Annotated in this window: 17 protein-coding genes and 1 pseudogene; 8 read left to right on the top strand and 10 right to left on the bottom strand. The window is 47.3% G+C overall.

Annotation, left to right across the window (positions count from 1 at the left end; genetic code table 11):
- On the top strand, window positions 1–358 hold a 358-nt coding region (locus L976_RS21115; RefSeq protein ID WP_197062290.1), incomplete at its 5' end, for an efflux RND transporter permease subunit.
- Window positions 359–512: 154 nt separating this feature from the next.
- On the opposite strand, the gene L976_RS21110 is transcribed toward L976_RS21115, so the two are convergent.
- Complete coding sequence (locus L976_RS21110) at window positions 513–1,103, bottom strand: FxsA family protein (protein WP_047539805.1); 591 nt, start codon at window positions 1,101–1,103, stop codon at window positions 513–515.
- A 222-nt stretch (window positions 1,104–1,325) separates the two neighbouring features.
- Here L976_RS21110 and cutA point away from each other — a divergent pair, with 222 nt between their 5' ends.
- The 5 genes from cutA to L976_RS21085 all read left to right on the top strand — a co-directional run bounded on the left by cutA (window position 1,326) and on the right by L976_RS21085 (window position 7,896).
- Window positions 1,326–1,649, top strand: coding sequence for a divalent-cation tolerance protein CutA (cutA, locus tag L976_RS21105; protein WP_037414243.1), 324 nt, complete (start codon window positions 1,326–1,328; stop codon window positions 1,647–1,649).
- Entirely contained in the window at window positions 1,646–3,487 is a 1,842-nt protein-coding gene (locus tag L976_RS21100; RefSeq protein WP_047539804.1) for a protein-disulfide reductase DsbD, read from the top strand. The genes cutA and L976_RS21100 overlap by 4 nt, the downstream gene beginning before the upstream one ends.
- A 151-nt stretch (window positions 3,488–3,638) precedes the next feature.
- A complete protein-coding gene (locus L976_RS21095; protein ID WP_037430346.1) occupies window positions 3,639–5,279 on the top strand; it encodes a cation:proton antiporter family protein in 1,641 nt (546 codons plus the stop codon).
- Window positions 5,280–5,578: 299 nt separating this feature from the next.
- Complete coding sequence (gene galK / locus L976_RS21090; protein ID WP_037430344.1) at window positions 5,579–6,724, top strand: galactokinase; 1,146 nt, start codon at window positions 5,579–5,581, stop codon at window positions 6,722–6,724.
- A gap of 140 nt (window positions 6,725–6,864) precedes the next feature.
- A complete protein-coding gene (locus L976_RS21085; RefSeq protein ID WP_047539802.1) occupies window positions 6,865–7,896 on the top strand; it encodes an aldose epimerase family protein in 1,032 nt (343 codons plus the stop codon).
- 101 nt (window positions 7,897–7,997) lie between these two features.
- Here L976_RS21085 and L976_RS21080 read toward each other — a convergent pair whose 3' ends face one another.
- Window positions 7,998–8,402 (bottom strand): hypothetical protein, encoded by a 405-nt coding sequence (locus L976_RS21080; protein WP_037414254.1) that lies wholly within the window; start codon window positions 8,400–8,402, stop codon window positions 7,998–8,000.
- A gap of 321 nt (window positions 8,403–8,723) precedes the next feature.
- Entirely contained in the window at window positions 8,724–9,722 is a 999-nt protein-coding gene (locus L976_RS21075; RefSeq protein WP_047539800.1) for an NAD(P)H-quinone oxidoreductase, read from the bottom strand.
- Window positions 9,723–10,171: 449 nt separating this feature from the next.
- Here L976_RS21075 and L976_RS21070 point away from each other — a divergent pair, with 449 nt between their 5' ends.
- Window positions 10,172–13,285, top strand: a complete 3,114-nt coding sequence (locus tag L976_RS21070) for a M9 family metallopeptidase (RefSeq protein ID WP_047539797.1) — start codon at window positions 10,172–10,174, stop codon at window positions 13,283–13,285.
- Window positions 13,286–14,345: 1,060 nt separating this feature from the next.
- Here the strand turns inward: L976_RS21070 and L976_RS22990 are convergent.
- Both L976_RS22990 and L976_RS21065 read right to left on the bottom strand, forming a co-directional pair.
- Window positions 14,346–14,471 (bottom strand): annotated as a pseudogene (locus L976_RS22990) (transposase); the annotation flags it as partial.
- Window positions 14,472–14,729: 258 nt separating this feature from the next.
- Window positions 14,730–15,710 carry a transposase gene (locus L976_RS21065; protein ID WP_047539794.1) on the bottom strand — a complete coding sequence of 327 codons (981 nt, stop codon included), beginning with the start codon at window positions 15,708–15,710 and terminating at the stop codon, window positions 14,730–14,732.
- A 79-nt stretch (window positions 15,711–15,789) separates the two neighbouring features.
- Here L976_RS21065 and L976_RS21060 point away from each other — a divergent pair, with 79 nt between their 5' ends.
- Window positions 15,790–16,047: a PPC domain-containing protein gene (locus L976_RS21060; RefSeq protein WP_172591224.1), complete on the top strand. Its 258-nt coding sequence runs from the start codon at window positions 15,790–15,792 to the stop codon at window positions 16,045–16,047.
- A gap of 345 nt (window positions 16,048–16,392) precedes the next feature.
- Here the strand turns inward: L976_RS21060 and L976_RS21055 are convergent, their stop codons facing one another.
- From L976_RS21055 to L976_RS21035, 5 genes are all read right to left on the bottom strand, one after another.
- A complete protein-coding gene (locus tag L976_RS21055) occupies window positions 16,393–17,028 on the bottom strand; it encodes a hypothetical protein (protein WP_047539791.1) in 636 nt (211 codons plus the stop codon).
- Window positions 17,029–17,856: 828 nt separating this feature from the next.
- Entirely contained in the window at window positions 17,857–18,135 is a 279-nt protein-coding gene (locus L976_RS21050; protein WP_011070961.1) for a peptidylprolyl isomerase, read from the bottom strand.
- Between the two features lie 77 nt (window positions 18,136–18,212).
- Entirely contained in the window at window positions 18,213–20,519 is a 2,307-nt protein-coding gene (mrcB, locus tag L976_RS21045; protein ID WP_052184047.1) for a penicillin-binding protein 1B, read from the bottom strand.
- A 77-nt stretch (window positions 20,520–20,596) separates the two neighbouring features.
- Window positions 20,597–23,122: an ATP-dependent helicase HrpB gene (gene hrpB, locus L976_RS21040; protein ID WP_047539786.1), complete on the bottom strand. Its 2,526-nt coding sequence runs from the start codon at window positions 23,120–23,122 to the stop codon at window positions 20,597–20,599.
- A 169-nt stretch (window positions 23,123–23,291) separates the two neighbouring features.
- Window positions 23,292–25,298 (bottom strand): TonB-dependent copper receptor, encoded by a 2,007-nt coding sequence (locus L976_RS21035; RefSeq protein ID WP_047539784.1) that lies wholly within the window; start codon window positions 25,296–25,298, stop codon window positions 23,292–23,294.

Here is a 25,298-nt window from a genome sequence, read left to right as displayed (position 1 = left end):
TTTCGACGCGCCCTTTAGCTTTATGGCGCTGCTGGGACTACTGAGTCTATCGGGCATGGTGATTAAAAACGGTATTGTATTGGTTGACCAGATCAACCTCGAACTCAGTGAAGGCAAAGCCGCCTATTTAGCTTTAATCGATTCCTGTGTCAGCCGCGTTCGCCCTGTGATGATGGCGGCGATCACGACCATGCTCGGGATGATACCTCTGATCCCCGACGCCTTTTTCGGCTCCATGGCGATCACTATCATCTTTGGTTTAGGTTTTGCGTCGCTGCTGACCCTTATCGTGCTGCCAGTGATGTACAGCTTGGCCTTTAACATCAAACCGAATGCGGTGGCGAGCGAGAAACACTAGCCCGCCACTCCCCCTAAACGCTTCCCGGCGTGGCCGATCGATGCTGCTTATTAGCATCGATTGGCCTTTTCATATTGGGATGTCGAAGAATAGCGGCTAACCCCGATAACTTGAGGCTTTACACAGAGGAAAGAAAGTCGAGCTGAAAAGCGGATTACGCCTTTGGATCTTTGGGTTGCTCGTCTTTATCCACCAATTGATGGCTTTCAGGACGTTTATCGCTAGGGTCGGCCTTATGTTCAAAGTCGCCTTCGTACACATTGCCATCGGCATGTTTATTTTGCTCAAAGGGAGGTTGCTCGAAAGGATTTGTTTGTGAGCCAGAATGAGAGCCAAAGGGACCCGCACCAAAACCGCCGTGCATACCGCCTTGTAAACCCGACACCACTCGCAGTTGCATACGTTTAAACACTAAGGCTGCTATCGGACGACGGGTTAAAGGAGTGAGCAACAATAAACCAATAAAATCAGTCACAAATCCAGGAATAACCAGCAATACCCCTGCCATGGCTAGCATCATACCTTCGACAATTTCTTGCCCTGGCGCCTCACCTCGCGCGAGCTTTTGCTGCACTTGCATTAGAGTACTTAATCCTTGACTGCGTACTAAAGACACGCCCAATACAGCAGTAAATAATACAAGGCCAATAGTGGTCCAAGTACCCAGCACTTCACCCACGCGGATTAACACTGATAGCTCAACAACTGGGATCAGCACAAATAATAAAAATAGGATTAAAAACATACCGACCTCAGATTTATCTTGCTCGTTTGAAAACTAAATGGGGGCAATCCGGTCTTAATTCAAGTCATTAGGGCGCAGACTGCGCTAAAGCGGTGAAACTTCTGATAGTTAGCTCACTCTTTCGTTAAGCCGTTAATGTATGAGACCATAAAAACACGTAAAGTAGCTTAGCCTAATAGGCTTAAGCGAAGTTTAAGATTGTTAGGGGACGATACCCACACTATGCAACCTCAGTATTTAATGGTCAGCACTAGCTGTCCAGACGACGTTCATGCCAATCGCATCGCCCATGCGTTAGTGGAAGCGCGTATCGCGGCTTGTGTGCATATTTCAGCACCCATCCGCTCGGTCTATACGTGGGAAGGAAAAATCTGTGAAGAGCAAGAAATTAGCTTACACATTAAATGTTTACAAACTCGCTATCCAGAGTTAGAACAGCTTGTGCTTAAACTTCACCCTTATCAAGTGCCTGAAATTATTGCCGTACCCGTCACTCACGGGCTACCAGCCTACTTAGATTGGATAAAAGATAACACTCAGCCATGAAAAAACTACTTAGCCTCACCTTTACTGCATTATTGCTCCTCGCGCCTCTCACTCTAAGTGGCAATGCTTTTGCGAATAACTTTGGTTTTCTAAAAAGCGAACCTGAGTTAATGCCCGTTGATCAAGCCTTTGCCTTTGATTTTAAGCAGGAAGGCAATAAGGTTACCCTTAATTGGGTGATTGCCGACGGCTACTACATGTACCGCGATAAACTCAAATTTAGTGTCAATGGCGCTGAATTGGGCACCATTGACCTACCAAAGGGCAAACCTCATAACGATGAGTATTTTGGTGAACAAGAGGTTTACTACACCTATATCGACATTCCCGTTGGCCTAAAGCAAGCCAATGACAACAGCACCTTAAGCGTCACCTTTATGGGCTGCGCCGAGGGTAAACTCTGTTATCCACCAACCAAGCGAGATGTCAGCTTAAAAGCGGTGGCAGCTAATGATGGGCAAATCGCCTCTAGCGCAGATAGCGGCGAAAATACCAAGCCTGCCGCCACTGACACAGATGCCAAAGCAAGCAGCGCCCCTGCTAAGCCGATTACTCAGCAGGATAGCCTAAGCCAGATGTTGTCTAACGACAGTTTACTCTGGACCTTAGTGATCTTCTTCGGTTTAGGGATTGGGCTTGCACTCACCCCTTGCGTGTTCCCCATGTATCCGATTTTATCGGGCATTATTGTCGGTCAAGGGCAAAAACTGTCGACCGCCAAAGCCTTCACCCTGTCGATGGCCTATGTGCAAGGAATGGCAATCACCTACTCGATTTTAGGTTTAGTCGTCGCGTCGGCGGGGATGAAATACCAAGCGGCGCTGCAACATCCCGCTGTGCTCGTGGTATTAGCCATCCTGTTCTTTGTACTCAGTTTATCCATGTTTGGCTTGTACGATCTCAAACTGCCTTCAAGCTGGCAGGAGAAGATGAACTCCATTTCCAACAATCAAAAAGGCGGCAATCTGATTGGCGTATTTTTGATGGGGGTAATCTCAGGATTGGTCGCCTCACCTTGCACCACGGCTCCACTTTCTGGCGCCTTAGTCTATGTGGCGCAAACCGGGGATTTATTACAAGGCTTCCTCGCCCTGTATGTGCTGAGTATGGGCATGGGCGTACCGTTACTGATCATTGGTACCTCGGGTGGTAAGTTACTGCCTCGCGCTGGCGCTTGGATGAATATCATTAAAACCGTGTTTGGCTTCCTGCTGATTGCGGTATCGATTGTGATGCTTGGCCGTATTTGGACGGGCGTGGTTTCCGATGTGCTTTGGTCGCTTTGGGGCATTAGCTTCACCGGTTACCTGATGCACCAAAATAAGCTCAGCGCCTTTAACTGGAAACAAACCGTACGCTCAGTGCTACTCACCTTAACCCTGCTGGCAAGCTTCTCCTATGGCTTCCAAGCCGTGATGGGTCACTTTGGCTTTAGCCACAGTCCGGTTGCGACTGCGACAACGACTGAGCAAGCCCATGGCTTTAAACGGATAAAATCCATTGAAGATTTGGATCGCGAAATTGCCGCAGCCACAGCAGTTGGTAAGCCTGTGATGCTGGATCTCTACGCTGACTGGTGTGTGGCTTGTAAAGAGTTTGAAGCCATTACCTTTAAAGACGCCGAAGTATTAGCGCGAATGAACAAAATCGTGCTGCTGCAAGCGGATGTCACTAAGAGTGATGCAGTGGATGTCGCTCTGCTTGAAAAATACAATGTCCTCGGTTTACCGACATTATTGATGTTTAACGAGCAAGGTGAACAGCGAGAAGATTTAAGGGTAACCGGCTTTATGGGTCCCAAGGAGTTTGCAGCTCATTTAGATCACTTGGTGAAATAATCTCGACTAAACGCTAACACTCCTCTGCGGCGTTTTAGCGTAAAATCAACAACAAGCGGACTTTTTTCATTAAAAGTCCGCTTTTTTATCGCGCTGTCATCGATTTCTTATACAATCCTTGTTTATCGTGGACTTTTTAGATTGGAGCATTATGGAACCAGCTATCCTCATTATCACCCTTATTTGCGGCATGCTCGTTAGCCGTATAGGACTGCCCCCACTCATCGGCTACTTAGTGGCGGGCTTTGTACTCTTTGTATTAGGTATTGAAAAAGAAAGCCTGCCACTGCTGCAAGAACTCGCCAATTTAGGGGTTACGCTACTGCTGTTTGCGATTGGTTTAAAACTCGATATTCGCAGTCTATTTAAGGCTGAAGTGTGGGCGGGGTCGAGTGTGCATTTGATGCTATCGATCCTAGTATTCGTCCCTATTCTCAAAATATTAGGGTTATTAGGATTATCTCAACTTACCAGTTTAGGGATTGAGCAGTTAACCTTACTGGCATTTGCGTTAAGCTTCTCCAGTACCGTTTTTGCGGTAAAGGTCTTAGAAGATAAAGGGGATATGCAATCCCTGTATGGCCGTGTTGCTATTGGTATCCTGATTATGCAGGATATTTTTGCCGTACTCTTTTTAACCATTTCTAAGGGCGATGTGCCTTCGGTGTGGGCATTTGCGTTATTGTTATTACCTCTGGCAAAACCACTGATTTATAAAGCTTTTGACCGTGTTGGCCACGGTGAATTATTAGTGCTATTTGGATTAGTAATGGCACTGGTTGTCGGCGCTTGGTTATTTGAATCCGTTGGCTTAAAACCGGATCTCGGCGCATTAGTTATTGGTATTTTGCTCGCAGGACATAAAAAAGCCTCTGAGCTAGCTAAATCATTGTTCTATTTTAAAGAACTCTTTCTTGTCGCCTTCTTCTTAACCATTGGTCTCAATGGCTTACCCACGATTTCGGATATCGTGCTGGCTACATTATTAGTACTGTTAGTACCGCTAAAAATCTTATTGTTTGTCTATATTCTTACTCGCTTTAAATTACGTTCGCGCACCTCGATGTTAGGTTCCTTTAACCTAGGTAACTTCTCCGAGTTTGGTCTGATCGTCGCTGCGGTTGCCACCAGCAAAGGCTGGCTACCGTCACAATGGTTGGTGATTATTGCCGTGGCCTTAAGCTTTAGCTTTTTATTAGCAGCGCCGCTCAATGCTACGGTCGGAAATATTTACCAACGCTTCCAACAGCGACTCGTTAGGTTAGAAAAACGCCCATTGCACCCAGAAGATCGCCCCATTGCCATTGGTAATCCACGCTTTTTAATCCTAGGGATGGGGCGTATTGGTAGTGGAGCCTACGATGAACTGCGTGCCCGGTTCGACGGTGAGATCCTCGGGATTGAGCATAAGCAAGACCTGGTCGATTTACACCGCGCTAAAGGCCGTAATGTAGTGCAAGGGGATGCTTCCGATACCGACTTTTGGGAGAAGCTTGATAAAGCGCCCAATCTTGAATTAGTGCTGCTAGCAATGCCGCATCATGCGGGGAATCTCTTCGCTGTTGAGCAACTTAAGAAGCTGAATTATCAAGGTAAACTAAGTGCAATCGTACAATATGGTGAGGATGCCGCATCACTCAGAAGTTCTGGTGTGCACAGCGTTTACAACCTATACGAAGCGGCGGGTGCGGGTTTTGTCGACCATGTGGTTCATGAGTTACTACCAGACTCTGAAACGAAGGCAGTTGCCGACCTAGACGATGACAACAAACAACATTCTGCCGCGGTTTAAGGCGTGTTTACGTTTGTTATCATGAATAAAACTCATCCTATTTAGGTTAAAAATGACTCAGGAAAGGGATTAACCTGAGTCATTACCTCACCCGATAAAACCTATCAAAACCACTAAAAAATCAATCACCTTAACGCACTTACACACGCTCAAACATTGCGGCGTTTTTGACTATCGGTTTTCTCTGACAAGCTTATCGTCAATGCCATAGAAAATCTCAGTTACATCGCCGACTTAGTCGTGATATAAATCGAAGACAAGAACGAAATTAGCCCAGCTTTTTTGGAAGTCTTCTCAGCATGTCGAACCCTGCGCAGCGCGCCACCAAGTTATTTGTCCAAACCTTTGGCACTAAAGCCGATGATTTATATCAAGCCCCAGGTCGAGTAAATCTGATCGGTGAATACACGGATTACAACGACGGCTTTGTTTTGCCTGCCGCCATTAATTTTCATACGGTGATTGCCGTTAAACGCCGTGAAGACAACAAGTTTCGCGCCGTTGCTGATGCCTTTCCCGGGCAAATTAAAGAATGGACCTTCGGCAAAGAAACCGAAATCCATCCCGAGGACGGTTGGGTAAATTATTTAAAAGGGTTCACCGCGGCGATGGCCAACACAGGGCTCATTGCCAAGGGCTTAGATTTGGCCGTGGTAGGCGATGTACCGCTCGCAGCAGGATTATCTTCCTCTGGCGCCTTGGTCGTCGCCTTTGGCACAGCGATTAGTGACAGCAGCCAATTGCATCTCTCACCGATGGCAGTGGCACAATTAGCGCAACGTGGCGAATATCGATATGTCGCATCGGCTTGCAGCATTATGGATCACATGGTTTGCGCGATGGGTGAGCCGGATCATGCCCTGCTCATCGACTGCCTTGACCTTGATAGCGAACCGATTGCAATCCCTGAGAATCTCAGCCTGATCATCATTGATGCGCATATTGAGAAACAACGATTAGCGGCGATTAGCCAGCAGCGACGTGAGGAATGCGCTCAAGCTGCCGAATTTTTTGGTTTAGACGCTCTGCGCCATCTTGAACTGCGTCAGCTTGAAAGTGCCAAGGATAAATTGGATGAAACCCTTTATCGCCGCGCCAAACACGTAGTCACCGAGAATAAACGCACTCAGAGTGCTGCTCGGGCACTCGAGCAAAATAATATTTCTAAATTCAGCCTATTAATGGCTCAATCTCATCAATCACTGCGAGATGATTTTGAGGTAACACTGCCTGAATTTGACACTTTGGTGGATATTGTTAGCCAAGTGATTGGCGAACGCGGTGGCATACGCATGACCGATGGCTGCGTGGTCGCGCTCGTCGACCATGAGCTTACCGATGCGGTAGTTTCTGCGGTCGAACAGACATTTTTCGAGCAAACAGGGATAGATGCAACCGTTTATCTCTGTTCAGCAAGTGCTGGCGCGGGCCGTATCGACAGTTAAACACTTAATCGCACCTGCTAACTCCGCCACTAATACCATACGAATTCAACCATGAATTGTGTGGTATTTGTCATTTTTAAGAGGCAAAATCAAACGGTTAAATAATCTACGGTAGGCATTTTGACATTGAGGGAAACTAAATGGTGCGTTTCAGTGTATTAGATCCTTGGACCGATCCCCGCGGCGGCGAAATTGAACGTGTGCGGATAGACAATGGCATCATCGCCTTGGAAGTGCTCAGTTTAGGCGGCATTATTCGCGCGCTTTGGACGCCCGATAAACAGGGCGAGCGCGCCAATATCGTTTTAGGCTGCGACAGTGCCGAAGATTACCTGACTCAAAATGCCCACCTTGGCGCCATTGCAGGCCGCTTTGCCAATCGTATAGCCCTTGGCAAGCTGCAATATCAGGGGCAAACCTATCAACTGGATATCAATCAAGCGAGCAACTGCTTACATGGTGGCCGCGAAGGTTTTAACAGAAAGAACTGGCACTTAGGCCCGCTTCCCGATGGGGTAAGATTAACCTTAGTGAGTCCAGATGGCGATATGGGCTTCCCCGGTAATTGCACGGTGCAATTAGACTATCGCCTTGCCGCCAATAATCTCTATGTAGAAATGCTGGCCTCCGTAGATAAACCTTGTCCGGTGAGCCTGACGCAGCACAGCTATTTTAATCTGGATGGTACGAGCAATAATTATCAGCACCAGATGCAAATCGATGCGACACGCTATTTGACGATGAATGAAGTCGGCATCCCGACAGGAATTGCTGAGGTTAAAGATAGTATTTTCGATTTAACTCAAAGTGTTTCCCTTGGCGAAAAACTTCACACTCCCGAACTAACAAGCACCCAAGGTTATGATCATTGCTATTTGATGGATAACCCTGATGGTTCACTACGCCGCTTTGGTTGTTTAAGCAGTCCTGTCAGCGGCCGCGCCATGACGGTATTTACCAATCAGCCTGGCGTACAACTCTACTGCGCTAACTTTTTAGCGGGAACCGTGGGACGAAACCAACAAAGTTTGCACCAACATCAGGGCGTGTGTATTGAACCGCAAAAGCTGCCTGACTCGCCCAATCAACCGCAATTGGGTGATGATGCCTGGTTAGTACCAGGGAAAATCTATCATCATATTAGTCGATATCAATTTGATATTGTTGACTAAAGTTGAAATGAGCATCTGTAGGAATTAAAAAGAAAGGCTGGTAAGGAATAAAGTCGTTTCATTCCTTACCTTTATCCAATGTTGCCGAAGCAAATTGGATATTAATCGTCGAAATCATCGCCCCAATCTTCATCGAAATCAGCACCAATTGCATCGGTTTCGATTTCAGGCTCAACCTCAGGTTTAGCCTTACGTACTGGGCCAGAATCCTTAACGTTGTTCAGATCAATACGAGCTTGATGCTTGCTCATAAATTGAGCGCGAGCCGCTTTCCATGCACCACTAAACTTAGCCTCAGCAGCTTTTAATGCGGCCTCATCTAAGTCGTATAGGTTCACTTTTACTATGTCTTCTACATACTCAACAATGGCATCACGGTCGGTATTGTAGAGGTAAATTCGTCCAGGGGAAGCCTCTGGCAGCTGGTTGTCGTGGACGACAATCGCATTGCCCTTCGATGTTCTCAGCTCACCATACCAAACCTGTTTCTTTGCTGTGTTATACATATATGCCAATACCCTTAAATCAACACATACACTATGAGTTTTTTAGTCTGAATAAGCGAAGCGACGCTTGCTTTGATCCACGAATAGCGCCGGAAAGTCTCTGACGTTTTCAACTGGGTATTTTTACAGAATATTTTCGATAATCAATGCCTCAAACCATGAAATTTTCACTTATTACGCATTAATTTCGGCCAAAGTCTCTAAAAAAATTTGTCACTAACGACTTTAGTCTAAAAAAACATCACATCAAGTTTTAATTATGCACCTATAACCATTAAATTATTGAAGCGATAAGAGGTTACAGCTTGTAGCTGAGTTAATTCAAAATGTTAATACCACTTTGCCCCTATGTTCGCCCGACTGCATTAATCTATGGGCCTTAGGCGCATCGTTCAATGGGTACGTTGCAAAAATATGTGGCACGATTTGCTGGCTATCAAGTAATGGCCAAACACGTTCGTGTAATTGCCTTGCGATTTCAGCTTTGGCTTCAACCGTTTGTGGTCTTAGGGTTGAACCTGTCCAGACAATTCGCTTAGCCATCAGCTGGAGAATATTAACCTCAGCTTTAGGACTACGTTGAGTTGAAACCGACACCATACGTCCATCCAACGCGAGTGCTTGCAAATTGAGGTTAATAAAATCGCCACCCGCGATATCAAATACCACATTAACGCCTTTACCCTGCGTAAAGCTCATGATTTCTTCGACAAAATTCTGAGTGTTGTAATTGACGACAAGATGGGCACCTAATCCTGAGCAATAGTCGCGCTTTTCATCCTGCCCTGTAGTCGCAATCACTTGCGCACCAAGACGATTCGCCAGCGCAATCGCCGTACTGCCAATGCCACCTGAGCCACCGTGTATCAAAACGGTTTCGCCAGCCTTGAGTCCGGCGCGCATAAATAAGTTACCCCAAACGGTAAAAAAGGTTTCAGGTAACGCGGCCGCTTGCACCATCGAAAATCCCTTTGGAATCGGCAAACAATGAGCTGCATAGGTCAAGGTGTATTCGCCATAACCGCCACCAGGGACTAAAGCACAAACCTTATCCCCCAGTTGCCATTGAGTCACGCCTTCACCTATGGCGCAAATTTCACCAGCCACTTCAAGCCCTAAAATTAACGATGCTCCGGGTGGCGGCGGATAGGCTCCAGCCCTTTGCTTGAGATCCGGCCCATTCACCCCAGCCGCACTTACTCGAATAAGAACTTGTCCGGCCCCGACAACCGGTAAGGGTGAACGGGAAAGTTGCATCACCTCTGGCTCACCGGGTTGTTCAATATGAATATGGGCATAATCTTTTGGTAAATCTGACATAGCTAACTCCTTGTACAACTTTGGGATTTCGGCTTATCGCTGCAAACATAGCGGCATCATACTCAGGTTAAAGCATATTAACCCAAACAATGTTGGAATGAACTTTGTTGACCGTTAGCGAGGTAACAAAGGGACGCCAGCAACTTGAATGAAACGATGCCACATTAAAACAATTGCCGTCTACATTACCAATCTTTATTAACCGCACGATAGTTCAATAAAAAATACAATAAAAACATAACGATAAAAATAATGTGAAAAAATTGTAAATTTTTATCGATTTATATTGGATATTTTATGCAATTTATTTCATGATATTTCGGCGCTAACTGAATTAGACAAGCATTAAATTCAGTTGGACCAATGAGGTCCGAGGTTAATTGCTGTAATACATCGGATAACGCCCAAGGAAGATCTGCTTTGCAGATAAAAATAACTATGGATACACCATGAAACAGACCCTACTTTTCGCGGCTATTAGCTTAGCCATCGCTACACCCTCGCTCGCCCATAACCATTCACAACAAGATCCAAACCATTCAATACAAGCGAAAAACACAGCAATCCCTAGTGCGCTAGCACCGTTAGCTTCGCCGTCAGCGCCACTCAATTTTGATGTCAGCCATCGGCCGTTATTACCCAGCAACAGCTTGATAGCCTCCCCAAACGAGCCGACACACTCTGAGTACCTCGATGCACATTCTTCACAACAGCAAGCGTTGCTCGAGAACTCTCCGAGATCAAAAACCAGCAGCTTTGCCGCCAATGCCGACTGTAGTAACTTTGTCGGTAAATCGGGCCAAGCCCTGTTAGATGAGCTAACGCAGTCCACACCACAGTGTGTCGGTAAGCTATTTAATCTCAAGGGAAGTGACGCAAGCAGCGTATTTAGTGAGGCGAATGTATCCACAGTTGCTAATGCGATTGCGGCCAAGGCGCCCGAATACACTGGCGTGGATAACCAAGGCATTGAGTCACATATTTACTTTGTGCGCGCCGCGCTTTATGTGCAGTTTTACAATCCCAGCGACGTACCCGCCTACAGCAGTGCGGTGAAAAAAAATTTAAAATCAGCGCTTAATGCTCTCTTTGCCAATAACGCCATTTGGACACTCTCCGATGCCAATGCCAGCGTGCTCAAAGAAGCACTGATCCTGATTGATTCGGCTGAACTGGGGGCTGATTTTAACTTTGTCACCCTCAAAGTGCTCCATGACTACAACAGCACATGGCAAGCCAGCTTTGCAATGAATGCGGCCGCCAATACCGTATTTACCACCTTATTCCGCGCCCAGTGGAATACTGACATGCAGGCGCTGTTTGCCCGAGATCATGCTATTTTAGATGCGCTCAACCAGTTCCAACTTAACCATAGGGACTTACTCGGCACCAATGCTGAATATGTTTTAGTCAATGCTGTCAGAGAGTTATCTAGACTGTACTACATTGATGCCATGCGCCCTAAACTGACCCAATTGGTCAAAAATATCTTAAATAGCACCAGCAAAAATGATCCCAGTAAAGTGCTGTGGTTTGCTGCCGCCGAGATGGCAGATTACTACGATCGCAGCAACTGTAATGCTTATCAGATCTGCGGTTTCAAGGCGCAATTAGCCGCCGATAGCTTACCGTTTAATTGGAAATGCTCCGACAGCCTCAAGATCCGCGCCCAAGATCTTTACCAAGATCAAGCCAAATGGGCATGTGGAGTATTGAGCCAGCAAGAAAGCCATTTCCACACGATACTCGAAACGGGAATGCAGGCGGTCGCACAGGATAACAATGATGATTTAGAGCTGGTGATTTTTGGCAGCTCGTCAGAATATCAATCCCTTGCCAACAGCATTTTTGGGATCAATACCAACAATGGCGGCATGTATTTAGAAGGCTCTCCCGCTGGACTTAAAAACCAAGCACGCTTTATTGCCTATGAGGCCGAATGGCGTCGCCCAGATTTTCATGTGTGGAACTTACAGCATGAATACGTGCATTACCTCGATGGCCGCTATAACTTGTTTGGCGACTTCAGCCGCAGCGTATCCGCCAACACAATTTGGTGGATTGAAGGATTAGCAGAATATATTTCATACCGAGATGCCAACCCCGCTGCCATCGCCATGGGGGAAACGGGCGAGTATATGCTCTCAACCATCTTTAAAAACACCTATGACTCTGGCCAAGACCGCATCTACCGTTGGGGTTACCTCGCCGTACGCTTTATGTTTGAAAATCACCGCGATGATGTTCGCCAGATCTTAACCTTCCTGCGTAATAACCAATATGCTGAATATCAAGCATTTATGGATTCCATTGGCACCCGCTATGACAACGAATGGCGCGGCTGGCTCACCAGTGGTTTAAGCACCACCAACAATGGTATTGTCGATAAAGGCCCAAGTGATGAACAGGCTAATGCCAGTGGTCGCGAAGGTAACTGGGCTGGCCCCGCGGGCACCATCAGCAAAGATTACTCGCCCTGCCAAGTCAGTAACGAAGCATACCGCTACAGCGAGTCAGCCAGCCTCAGTCTTGAGGTTCCCATGGAGTGTATTGACGCCAAACAAGGCCGAGCCAGCTTTAGCTTTGCCAATAGTGATCGCTCGGCTCAGGATATTTGGATCAAAATTGGCGGTGGTTGGGGTGATGCCGACATTTATTACGATTCAAGGGGATGGGCAAGTGCTGAAAAAAATCAGGGCTATGGCATCGGCAATGGTAATTACCAAGTAATCAAAGTGAGCCTAAACCCCAATGAACTTTGGCACTATATCACCCTAGAAGGCGATTTTGGTGGTGTTGATATGCTAGTGAGTACCACAGAATTAGTTGCCGATACCGATCCCGATTTAGGTGATGGCGGCGATACTGGTGGTGAAGTCCCCAGCAATTGCGGTGCCGCAACCATCAATTACGGCAAGCTAACCCTCGGAAAAGATGAATGCCTTAGCGGTGGCCGTAATAGCTTTTATTTCTGGGTCGATGCTGACAACAGCCAATTTAGTGTCAGCACAACCGGGGGAACAGGCGATGCCAATATTTACTTTAATGCCAATACTTGGGCAAGCGCGAGCAATGCCCAAGCCAGCAGTGTAAATCAAGGCAATAAAGAGTCCTTTAGCTTTACGGCAAACCGTGGCTGGCGATATATCACTGTTGATACCACGAGTGAATTTAGTGGCGTGAACTTCAACCTTAAAGCCGGTGGTGGCAGTAGCGTTCCTAATCAAATTGCCAATGCCTGTGCGACTAAATCCCCCGTGAGCTATACCCAACTCACGCCGGGTGATGCCGTCTGCAGCGCCAATGGCCGTAATGACTATTACCTTTGGATTCCAGAAGGGACAAGCCAATTAGAAGTACGCTCGGCCCACGGAACTGGAGATGTCAGCCTTTACTCGGGTCGCAGCTGGGCAAATGCCCAGCAATATGAAGCTGCCTCAACAAACGCTGGCAGCACTACGGAGCAAATCAAGGTCAATAATCCCAGTGCTGGCTGGTATTACATTACGCTCCAAAGTGAAGGCCAAAGTACAGGTGTGGCCCTTCAAGTAGATTTACGTTAATCAGCCGCGCTATTGCGGTATAAGCTAAAAGCAAAAATCCCTGCCTAGCAGGGATTTTTATTATTTCAATCGGTTAGCACACTAAGGCAGCTTTAGCCTTGCCTCAAACTCACGCGCTATGTGGTCAATTGCTTGGAAAAACAGCCATTGTTAACCGCGAGTAAAAGCAGAAGGTAATCTGACACAGCCACGGCAACGCCATTAAGTGTGGGTGTCCAGATTTGCTCGTCGGTTTAGCGCCAAGCAAGTTTGAAATGTCTTCAGGTATCAAATCATCCCCGCAGATCCGCAAAGCTGCTTGTGAATATTCAAGTGCACCCATCAAAGGCTCTAACGCTTGGTTAAGTGGCGAGCTTTAGCCCGTCCCAGCGAGCGAATTGAACCAGTTGTTATGACTGGTTCGTCGTGCACGACCCTCGAGGCAATGAGCGATCTTGCTCATTCCGTGAATAAAGTGAGCGATTTGAGCAGCTTATTATGACGGCCTGACGTAATATTTCCCTTTAATTACAGTCAATATGACATTTGGCACTACTATTACAATAATGCCGATTGTGAGTAATAAGTATTTGTAAGTTAGGTCAATGCTCATGCTTGCAACACCTATGCCCAGAAATAATGCTAGGATTGTTGCAGCGATAGTCTGAATTTTTATAAGTTTATTTCCAACCAGCTTCGCGCTGCATGATTTACAAGTAATCCACACAGGTATTGCAGAAAATGTAATTCTACTCCAATGGATTTTTTTTGAGCACGATGGACAATTCATTTTTCAGGTCTCAGTAGTCATAACGCCCAAATTTAGCGCGGAAAGCATAAATCTAAGCATAAATCTGGCCACCCATTTTAAATCAACAACATAATGTACTTTAGGTTTATCTACAACTTGTACGATTTAAAATGGCTTAAATAGGAACCATCAACAGCCGCATGGACGGCATATAAGGCAATAAGTTGCGCTAATCCCTTCAAAAATGGTGTATTTCAGACGTGGCAAGTGAGCCCATAGTGCTTGAAAGATGTTAGGCGATGATTATTTTCGAAGTTATATAAGTCGTTGTCAGTTGCAGCGCAAGTGCTGGCAGCTTGCCGCAAAGTGCCGTCGTCGCTTTTCTAAGTGTTCGCAGTAGTCGGTCAATTCTTGCAGAGTGCCCACTGGACCATGAAATAGTTTGCCAAACTCGGTTCACTACATGCCAGCCAAATTTGGTTTTCAAAAATTTGGCCACCCATTTTAAATCAACAACATAATGCACTTTCCGTTTGCCTGCAACCAGCTCTAGCTCAAATGATTTGAATGAGAGTCATCAAAAGTCGTTGAGACTGCATCTGAGGTAATAGATTGAGCTAATTCATTAAAAAATGGTTTATTTCAGACGAGGTAAGTCATCCCATAGTGCTTGGGAAGTGTTAGGCAATGATTGCTGTCGAAGGGATATAGTCGCTATCTGTTGCAATGAAAGTGCTGACAGCTTGCGGCAAAGTGCCGTCGTCGCTTTTCAAGATGTTTGCAGTAATCGGTTAGTGCTTGCAAGGTTCCCACGGGGCCATGAAATAGCTTGCCAAATTCGGTGGTCAGTTTGAGCCAATTGTCATGGGGGATATTTAATCTGTTCAGTAACTTACCGCTACTTTCACTGATGTATCCACGTTTATCATTGCGAATGATTCGCCCTGTATCTTCCACCAATTGAAGGTAATCCGTTAAGGCAAACGCAATGCCATTGGGTTGGTTGTCGTGCTCATTGCCAATAAAAGGCAGGAGATTGCTCGGCTGTTCACCTTTTAATGCGGCCCGAATACGTAGCTGAATGCTGGTATGGTCGGATTGTTCTGGTGTATTAGCGAGTTGCGCTCTGATGGGATTTAAATCGACGTAAATCATGCAAGCTAGCACAGCGGCTTCATCGAGTAATGCTTGGGATTTAAACCGCCCCTCCCAGAAACGACCTGTACAGTTATCCTCTTGATTTGCTTGTCTTGCAATTGGTTCGTTGAGGCAGCGCATAAACCATGAAATATCACACAAACGACTACGATAAAGGGCGATTGAATGCTTTAATCTGCTCACCTCATGCGCTTCAACCAACTCACCTTTTGCGAACTTTTGCGTTAACGCATCGCCTTTAAACAACTTATGCCACTGCTCAAGCACTTCGCGGTCAGTCCAGTGATTTGCCGTCTCGATATCGACTCGTAGCACCAGATGCAGATGATTCGACATCACCGCAAAGGCCGCCACATCAATAGCAAAAACGGCTTCAAGTTCAAACAGTAGCGATTCTACCCAAGCGCGGCGATGGTCATAGTTTTTACCCGAGTAACTATCATCGCCACATAAAAAAGCCCGCCGAACAACTCGGCTACAGCAATGGTAATAAGGCGTGTCTTCAAGGCTTATCTGGGTTCTACGAGGGCGCGGCATACAAACCTCCTTGTTCAATGCTTAACCAAAGCATAGTCGGAGGTTAGCTACAGCGCCATTAAGGGTGGGTGTCCTAGTTTTGCTCAATGACTATTATCTTTGGGTTCCCGAAGGAACAAGCCAACTAGAAGTACGCTCGGCCCACGGAACTGGAGATGCCAGCATTTACTCGGGTCGCAGCTGGGCCAATGCCCAGCAATATGAAGCCGCCTCAACAAATGCTGGCAGCACTACGGAGCAAATCAAGGTCAATAATCCCAGTGCTGGCTGGTATTACATTACGCTCCAAAGTGAAAGCCAAAGTACAGGTGTGGCCCTTCAAGTAGATTTACGTTAATCAGCCGCACTATAGCGGTAAAAGCTAAAAGCAAAAATCCCTGCTAGGCAGGGATTTTTATTATTTCAATCGGTTAGCACACTAAGACAGCTTTAGCCTTGCCTCAAACTCACACTCTGCGTGATCGATTGCTTAGTAAACCAGCCATTGTTAACCGCGATTAAAAGCAGAGGGTAATCTGACACAGAATGATGAATAGTCTCAGCAGCACAATTAAGGATGGGTGACCAGATTTGCTCTATCGATCACTCAAAACTCATAACGCCTTGCTAAGCGGACTAAAATTGTGGGTTATAATGTGGAGCGAAACGTAACCAACTGTTTTAGTTGCATTTAAGCAACTTGTTAGAAAAAATTACCACCCGAATAAACTTGGACTAAAGAAACGGCACCAAAGATAATCGTTAAAATAATACCGATTACTGATATCCATGTTGAAACTCTATTCTTACGTTCTTGAGTATCAATCGTAGTTTCAAGGAATTTTATATCTTTCGCGAGTTGTTTTAGCCCATTCAAACCTAAACCTATATCATTAGAATCATAAGCTAATTTTAACATGTCTAATTGGTTACCATATTTAGGTGACAAAGAAATAAACGGCAAATCATTTTCAATGGTTTTTATTATCTCTGCTATGCGACTGACCTGCTCATCTGAAAATTGTATTCCATAGTGAAACTTGAAAACCCATCCATTGAAGCCAGTAGAGCGACTTAAAAGATCTTCACATATATCAATTGGCGTTCTATATTTCTTCGAGAACTCGGCATTATTCTCAGCGACTTTTCTGTAGACAATAGACAATTGATCTATGGCCTTAATATTTTGTTCTTCTCTCTCAAGTATTTTCTTCACTGATCTGTAAAAATGTCTTCTTCCGCTTTTCGCACCTAACCCTTTCGACATCACGATGAAGAAAGGAATATAGAATGCAAATACAGCAATCAAAGTTCCAAGTTTTAACAATGAATTATCCAAGTAACCTCTCCAAATTTTCTAACGCCGCATTAAGGTGTGAGCGACGCTTGGCCATACTTTGAGCGAAGCGAAAATGGCAAGCGTTGCGAATCACTCTTAAATGCTTTGTGTACGCCCAGCATGGGCATGAACTAATGAGGTGAAAGTCCTCTGTAGGAAGGTCACCGTTCAATAACATGCTGTTATTAAACGTTAACTACTAGCGAATGGCAAGGGCTTATCCGCGAGGATTGGTCTGAAGGAAGCCGCTAGCAAATTTGCGAGCTGATGAACAAGAACATCATATGAGGCGTAGGCTAGAGGTGTGCCAAACATAAATCTGGCCACCCATTTTTAAATCAACAACATAATGCACTTTCAGTTTGCCTACAACTTGTAAAAGTGAACATTGTTAAAAAAAGAACCATCAAAAGTCATAGGGACAGCATCTGAGGCAATAAATTGCGCTAATCCCTTAAAAAATGGGGCATTTCAGACGAGGTAAATCATCCCAGCTCTTAGGAGATACCAGTAAATCGAGCCACCCATTGTTAAATACTCAGTGAGCTTTAACTCAACAGTCAACACTATTGCTCACAAGGCGAGTTAGGGTGATTGGCGAGGCGACCGTCCGCCTCATGGACGGGGCGGCCGAGCATCCACGGATGGACTTGCTGCGCGTCGCTGAACAAGCAACCGAACATGCCTATGCTCGAATGCGATAATTTATCGATCGAAAAGAGTAAATCGAGCCATAAAATAACTTGCCAAGCTCGGTCGCCACTGGGTAGCCAATAGTTAAGTGTGCTTAATAGTTAAGTGCGATCAATAGCTAAGTGTGATCAATAGTTAAGTGCGATACAGCACTTTCACCACATGCCAGCCAAACTTGGTTTTAACGAGATGTGGCACTAATAACTCACCAGAAAAGGCGACTTTATCGAACTGCGGTACCATTTGCCCACGCTTAAATTCACCGAGATCGCCGCCCTTTTTCGCTGAAGGACATGAGGAATAGCGCTTGGCTAAGGCACCAAAGTTCGCGCCGTTATTCAATTGCTTAATAATATCTTCCGCCTGCTCTTTATGTTTAACAAGGATATGCACTGCGGCTGCGGTTTTAAACATCTTGCACTCTCTTTATCAAAAACAGCGGTGCAATTAAGTTGCACCGCCGTTATATCTTTGCCTATGAAAAATAAGTATTACTGACCCAAAATCTTCTGCCACCACTGCAACGGCTCGCCGCAGTTTTTAGCTGGATTATAAGTGCCTCTCAGGGCGGGTAATGCCTCAGTATTGCTGCATCCTGCTTCCTTGGCTTCACCCGTATCTCGGTCAAAATAGCCTTGGATCACGCCCGTTGGCGGAATCGAGCGCAGCCCAATCGGTGGACGTTCCTTCAAGAAGGCCTGATACACGGCCATGGCACCACTGCTACCGTAAAGAGTCGTCTTACCGTTATCGTCGCGTCCGACCCAAATCGCCGCGACGTTACGCTCGTCAAAACCGGCGAACCAAGAGTCGCGACTATCGTTACTGGTACCAGTTTTACCCGCCAGCGCCACACCTGGGAAGGCATTGCCTAAGCGCGTTGCCGTACCGGAGCGCACCACTTGCTGCATAGCATATTGCACCAAAAAGTCAGTATCAGGCGTAATCGCTTGCTCCTTGGCAGAACGCGTTACGGGCAAAGGCTGATTGTGACTGTCGAGCACCGCCGTCACTGTTGTGAGTTTACGATAGGCACCATAATCGGCCAGCGTCTGATAAACCTGCGCCACCATTAAGGGTGAGCCATTCACCGCGCCCAGTAGCATCGACGGGTACTCGTTAAGTGGTTCTTCCCAACCCGATTTGTCCAGCGTGGTTGCCACCGCATCGACTCCAACGGCAATCCCGAGGTTGACCGTCGGCACGTTCATCGATTTTTTCAGCGCCGTTAACAAGGAAACTTGGCCGCTAAAGGTCTTATCAAAGTTCTGCGGTGACCAGGTTTTGCCTTGCTCATTCTTTAGGGTAATCGGCTGATCTTTAAGTGGCGTGGCCAAAGTAAATTTACTATTTGGTGCCAAAGCGGTGGCGTACACAAATGGCTTGATAAGCGAGCCAATAGGTCTGCGGATCTCCACTGCGCGGTTATAGCCGTCAAAGCCCGGCGTTTTATCACCGACCATGGCCGCGATACCGCCAGTGTATTTGTCGGTGACCACCATACCTATCTGCAACGACTTATTGCCCTTATCTAAGCTCTTAAAGGTTTGAGTCACGGCGATTTCGGCGGCCTCCTGCGCCATAGGATCGAGTGTGGTGTAAATCTTCACCCCAGATTGCTTTAATAATGCATCGCCGTAGCGCTCGTTAAGCTCTTGTTTAACCAAGGCATAAAACGCAGGTAATTTTTGATGCACAGGCTTATTGGCATTACGCAAACCTAAGGGCGATTCCACTGCAACCTTATATTGCGCGGTAGTCAGCTCGCCCGACTCCATCAATAACCGCAGCACTAAATCGCGGCGCTCTAAGCTGCGCTCTGGGTAGCGCCATGGGTTGTAGTAAGATGGCCCCTTAATCGCCGCCACTAAAAAGGCTTGCTGCGCCGTGGTTAACTCACCGATGGGACGACCAAAATAGAATTGCGAAGCCAGCCCCATACCATGCACGGCACGGGATTTATCTTGCCCCATATACACTTCGTTGAGATAAGCCTCGAGAATTTCTTCCTTGCTGTAACGAAAATCAATAATTACCGCCATTAAGGCTTCGCGAACCTTACGCAACAATGAGCGCTCGCTTGAAAGAAAGAAGTTTTTCGCCAACTGCTGGGTCAGTGTCGAACCGCCCTGCACGGTACGCCCTGCGCTGATATTTACAAAAGCAGCACGCAGAATCGCGAAGGGGTTCACCCCGTGGTGCTCGTAAAAACTGCGGTCTTCCACCAGCAATAGTGCCTGCACAATATGTTTGGGCATATCTTCGGTAGAGACAAAGAGCCTGTCTTCGCCATCGCCCGTGATCATGCGGTCGAGCAAGACGGGTTCTAAATGGAATACCGCTAACTGGCGCTTATCTTCCATGCGCGCAATAGAGCTAACGCCTTCGCTATCGAAGGTGATCATCACTCGCTGCTCATGCTGATCGCCTTCGGGATGTAAAAAGGGTCGACGCCATAATTCGATTTTTGTGCTCGATGCCGAAAACTCGCCAACCTCGCGGGGGTTCGCCACTTTGCGATAACCAAGTAGTTTTAACTCGGCCATTAACTGTGGATGACTCACCGCAGCTCCTGGGTATAACGCCATGGAGCGGCTAAAAACTTGTGCAGGTAAATGCCATTTTTGCCCTTCAAACTTACGGGCGATAATTTGGTCGAGGTAAATACCGTAGAAGGTCACAACGGCGAGGCCGATTAAGGCGAGCTTCCAGGTGAGCGACCAAATTTGCCCAAATAGGCCACGGCTTCGCTTCGCTTTACGTTGGGCTGGCGCTTTTTTTGTCGTATGAGTTGTCATATCTACTTCATCATTTATGCGTTAACGGCATCAGTCATAGGCACAACACAAGGTTGTAAATCAAGGCAGTCTAAAGGCTATGACTGAGATAAACCTAAGGTTTTTTTCTTGGTATATTTTGTCGGTAGCGTATTGGCAGGGTCGTCCGGCCACAGGTGTTTAGGGTAACGCCCACGCATTTCTTTTTTCACTTCAACATAGGGCCCTTGCCAAAAACTGGCGAGATCTGCCGTCAGTGCCAAAGGGCGCTGCGCCGGAGACAGCAGCTCCATCGTCACCTTCAGCTTACCTTGGGCTAGTAGCGGGCTGTCAGCCATACCAAAGGTTTCCTGCAAGCGAACCCGCAGTAAGGCGCGACCCGAAGTCTCGTAAACTATGGGCGCGAAAGTGCCCGTGGCTAAAGGCCATGAGGTCGGCAACAGTGCATCAAGCGCCTGCTGCTGCGACCAACTCAATTGATTCATCACTAAGCTAAAGCAATCGAGTTTTTGTAATTGCGGCAGATTATTCACATTTTCAAGGTAAGGCGCCAGCCAAGTTTCAAGATCGGCCAACAGGGCGGCATCGCTCATATCCGGCCAATCAGCAGTCGGATCTAAGCTTCGCGCTAAATGCAATCGCGCTTGAAACTGCGCTAAGTTATCGTGCCAATTAAGAATTTGTAACCCTTGCTGACGGATATAACTCACTAATGCCGCCACAATTTGCGCCCGATTAGGGTTAGCAATCGTCTCGGATTTCAGTAATATCTGCCCGACTTTTGCTTGCCGCTCAGCAACAGCGCGACCTTTGGTTTCATCCCAACCGCACAGCTCATGAGTATCAACCAAGTCGGCCAACTCATGCTCAAATAGGCTCGGTTGCAACGGACAAGCTAAATAGATCCGCCCAGCATTTTTACCTTCGGTTTCTTGAAAATCAGCCACCACCAGCCAAGGCGTTTGCGCTAAGGCATCTTCGGCGTTGAGCACCACGCCCGTGCCATTGGCTAATTGGTAACCCTCAACACCGCGGGATTTGGCGATGCGATCGGGATACGCCAGCGCCAACAGCAAACCAACATCCTGATGATGGGCATGGGAAGCGATGGCCACTAAATCGGCCTGAGAGAATTGCTTATCTAGCGCCAGCTTTTTAAGCCATTGCTTGGCCTGCTGCCCCGCACTGCCTTGGGTGGCAAAATGCAAGTAATTCATGATATCTGCGCCTTTGCGTGGCAATCCCCGCGCCTCTAAAATGCCCGCGAGCAGGCAGGCCAAGGCCGCAAGTTCTGTAGAATGGGATTTAGCAGCTAATAACATGTGCGCGAGGCGCGGATGACAGCCCAGCTCATAGGCGGCTTTACCATGCTGAGTGAGTTTGTTTTGCCCATCGACCACACCTAAGTGCTGCAGCAGTTGCCACGCCAGCGCTTCGTTCACGCTCGGCGGCGCTGTCAATAACAGCAAATCGCTGAAGGATTTTGCGCCCCAATAGGCACAGTCATGGGCCATTGAGACTAAATCGGCTTGGCTGATTTCGGGCTCATCGGCTTTAAGCAGACGTTGATGCTCTTCTTGGCCCCATAATCGAATACACACGCCCGCCGCTAAACGGCCAGCGCGACCAGCACGTTGAGTTGCCGAGGCTTGGCTAATACGTTTAAGGCTTAAGCGCGTAACCCCCGTTTTAGGGTTAAAACTCGCTTGGCGTTTATAGCCACTATCGATAACCAGCCCAATGCCTTCAATGGTGAGACTCGACTCGGCAACGTTGGTGGAGAGCACTATTTTGCGCCTGCTGCTGTCGGCCTTTATCGCCCTGTCTTGTTCCTGCGCCGATAGCTCGCCATAGAGTGGGCACACCGCCACACTGCTGCTATCGAGGCGCTCTTCTAGATACTGCGCCACCCTGAGGATTTCCGCCTTACCGGGTAAAAACACCAGTATATCCTGCGGGCCACTATCCGTTATTGAGGCCGCACTATCCGTTATTGAGGTAGCACTATCGAGCACGGTGCGACTCAAATGATCGAGCCAATGCTGCTGGCCCGCGACAGCACGGTAGATGATTTCAACCGGAAAACTGCGCCCTTCACTCTTGAGCAGGGCTGCGTTTGGCATTAACTCACTGAGCGCAATGCCAGATAAGGTTGCCGACATGGCGAGGATTTTTAAGTCATCCCGCAGTGAGCTTTGCACTTCGAGAGCGAGGGCTAAACCAAGATCTGTGGTCAAATGTCGCTCGTGGATCTCATCGAAAATGATCATATCGATCCCCGTCAATTCAGGATCTTGCTGGATCATTCGGGTTAATATCCCTTCGGTAACGATCTCAAGCCGAGTCTCACCACTGACCTTGGCCTCGCCACGCACCCTAAAACCGACCTCTTGCCCTACCGCCTGTTGCCGACAATTGGCAATAAATTGCGCCACACTGCGAGCGGCCACACGTCGAGGTTCCAGCATTAAAATCCGCCCAGAAACCTCAGCCCAATCCAAGATGGCTAAAGGCAATGCGGTAGATTTACCCGCGCCTGTGGGTGCCTCGAGGATCACTTGGGCATGCGTTGCAAAGGCATCACGCAGAGATGGCAGTAAGGAATGAATAGGTAGATTGTTCAATGCAACAGTATCAACAGGGAAAAATGATGTGGCAGTTTAACATAGGCCTTTGGCAGTGTCCCTCCCGCAGCCTCGGCTTTGATACGTCGCAGTTTGGCATTGGCTTGCTAAAAATAGCATCGCCCCGACAGCAAGGCTCTCGGGGCGCTAATAGCACAAATAAGCCGAGTTAGAACTGATAGGTCAGCTTAGCCCAGAGATTACGCCCCGGCTCATTAACCCTAAACATGGCCTCACTGCCAGGCAGATCATTACCCGTACCGGCCTTACTCACATGCTCGGCGTAGGTTGCATCAAACAGGTTTTCGACACCAAAGATAAAGGATAAATCCTTGCTGTATGACCAAGAAGCATTGAGTGCCAAGGTACCAAACCCACTACTTGGGCCTAAGTCTTGGCCCACAATATTGCCGTGACCTAAGGTATAACGATCCTGCGATGCAACTAGCCGCCACTGCGCCGCCATTGTCCAAGCTTGCCATTGATAATTAACAATTAATCTTGCCTCTAACGGCGATATTTGCCCAAGTGCGACCTTGTCGGTATCGTTTTCACCTTGGGTATAACTTAAGGTAAGTTGAGTCGACCATTGATCATTAAACGCATAGTCTAGGCTTGCTTCGCCACCGAATAAGCTGGCATCGATATTACGGGCTACCGTGGTGTTGCTGGTCGAATCAATCAAAATATAGTCATTAATCTCACCGTAAAAGAGTGACACTGACGCTTCAACCGGACCTTGGTAAATCCAGCCTATATCAAATTGATTGGTCGTTTCTGCCTTAAGATCAAAGGCTTTTTGTGCGGGATTATCGGCACTGGCCTTCATGATCTCCCAATAGTCTGGCACGCGCTGCGCCGAGCCAAATCCTGCATAATATTGGTGAGCATCGAGTTGATATTCATAACGCACATAACCGCTGTAGAGGGTATCCTCCCGCTCACCCTGTTGGGCGATTAACAATTCGCCATCCCAGCGATCGACCCTCAATCCAGCGTGCAAGCTACTATTGCCTAAACCTTGGTTATCAAAGCCGTAACGGGATTCGGCAAACAGCGCGTAGTTTTTATAGCGCATATCTTCCTTAAACGGCTTATTGAGTAAGTCGTCTAAACCAACATCTCCCATTGCCATGCTGCGGCCATCATGCGCGCTAGACATATAATCCAGCCCTAGTGTTAATTCGAGGCCATCGAGCGGGGTTAAATCAAACCAAAGATGACCACCGTCGGTCATTCGGCGCACATTCGAGCCAGAATTCACCCCTTCATCAAATCGATCCATAATATGGTCGTTTTTGTTACTAAAGGCTTGTAACTCGACTGCGGCCAGCCAGGTCGACTCAAACTCATGTTGTATGAGCACCGCCGCATCACGGTTATCAATTTGGCGAGCCTTATTTAATCTGTCGGCATACTCTGCCTCACCGCTCGACTCACCGTAAGCTAACTCCACAACGGTACGCTCAGTAGGTGTCCAACCTAGGGCAAGATTGGCGTTTTGGCGGTCATAACTGGATTGCACCTTATTGCCATTGCCATCCTGATAATGATCACTACTCGATTGATTAATATCAAAATCAAGGTAGTAATTCTTATCACCGGCACTCAACTCCACCATGGCATCTCGTCTATCGAAACTGCCACCCGTCGCACTGGCACGCCCTTCAAGATCCGCTTGATTAAAACGATGGCGGTTTTTCTCAAACAGAATAGTGCCCGCGGTGCCGACGGGGCCATATTTCACCGTCTGCGGGCCTTTAATAACCGTTATCTGATCGTAAGTTTCGGGATAAATATAATTGGTTGGCGGATCCATACGTCCACCACAGGCACCATACACATGCTGGCCATCGTCAACGATGTTTAAGCGCGAACCACCCAAGCCACGAAACATCGGATCGCCGCCAGAGCCGCCTTTACGGGTGATATTAAATCCCGGAATCGTGCGTAAAAACCCTGAGCCATCATAGGCGGGTAATGGCAATCGATTTTGTTTGGGATCACTCACTAAGTGTACTGGCTGACGCATCACATCAGCGGTAACCAGCAGATAATCTTTACATTTTTGGTCATCACCACAGTCGGTCGCCTCTGAAGACCAGCCCAACTGAGGTAAAGTGGAGCCTAAAACACCCGCTAAAATAAGCGCTAATTTGATCGGTTGATATGGCAC

The organism is Shewanella sp. ZOR0012, assembly GCF_000798835.1.
Classification (GTDB): domain Bacteria; phylum Pseudomonadota; class Gammaproteobacteria; order Enterobacterales; family Shewanellaceae; genus Shewanella; species Shewanella xiamenensis.
Note: the sequence above shows the minus strand (reverse complement) of the source record. Positions and strands in the feature narration are given on the sequence as shown.

What these genes read in the sequence shown, in the direction of transcription:
- L976_RS21065 (WP_047539794.1), bottom strand. Translation starts at nt 15,710, where the DNA reads ATGCCGCGCCCTCGTAGAACCCAGATAAGCCTTGAAGACACGCCTTAT.
- L976_RS21050 (WP_011070961.1), bottom strand. Translation starts at nt 18,135, where the DNA reads ATGTTTAAAACCGCAGCCGCAGTGCATATCCTTGTTAAACATAAAGAG.
- L976_RS21075 (WP_047539800.1), bottom strand. Translation starts at nt 9,722, where the DNA reads ATGTCAGATTTACCAAAAGATTATGCCCATATTCATATTGAACAACCC.
- L976_RS21070 (WP_047539797.1), top strand. Translation starts at nt 10,172, where the DNA reads ATGAAACAGACCCTACTTTTCGCGGCTATTAGCTTAGCCATCGCTACA.
- L976_RS21100 (WP_047539804.1), top strand. Translation starts at nt 1,646, where the DNA reads ATGAAAAAACTACTTAGCCTCACCTTTACTGCATTATTGCTCCTCGCG.
- L976_RS21110 (WP_047539805.1), bottom strand. Translation starts at nt 1,103, where the DNA reads ATGTTTTTAATCCTATTTTTATTATTTGTGCTGATCCCAGTTGTTGAG.
- mrcB (WP_052184047.1), bottom strand. Translation starts at nt 20,519, where the DNA reads ATGACAACTCATACGACAAAAAAAGCGCCAGCCCAACGTAAAGCGAAG.
- L976_RS21080 (WP_037414254.1), bottom strand. Translation starts at nt 8,402, where the DNA reads ATGTATAACACAGCAAAGAAACAGGTTTGGTATGGTGAGCTGAGAACA.
- L976_RS21085 (WP_047539802.1), top strand. Translation starts at nt 6,865, where the DNA reads ATGGTGCGTTTCAGTGTATTAGATCCTTGGACCGATCCCCGCGGCGGC.
- cutA (WP_037414243.1), top strand. Translation starts at nt 1,326, where the DNA reads ATGCAACCTCAGTATTTAATGGTCAGCACTAGCTGTCCAGACGACGTT.
- L976_RS21095 (WP_037430346.1), top strand. Translation starts at nt 3,639, where the DNA reads ATGGAACCAGCTATCCTCATTATCACCCTTATTTGCGGCATGCTCGTT.
- galK (WP_037430344.1), top strand. Translation starts at nt 5,579, where the DNA reads ATGTCGAACCCTGCGCAGCGCGCCACCAAGTTATTTGTCCAAACCTTT.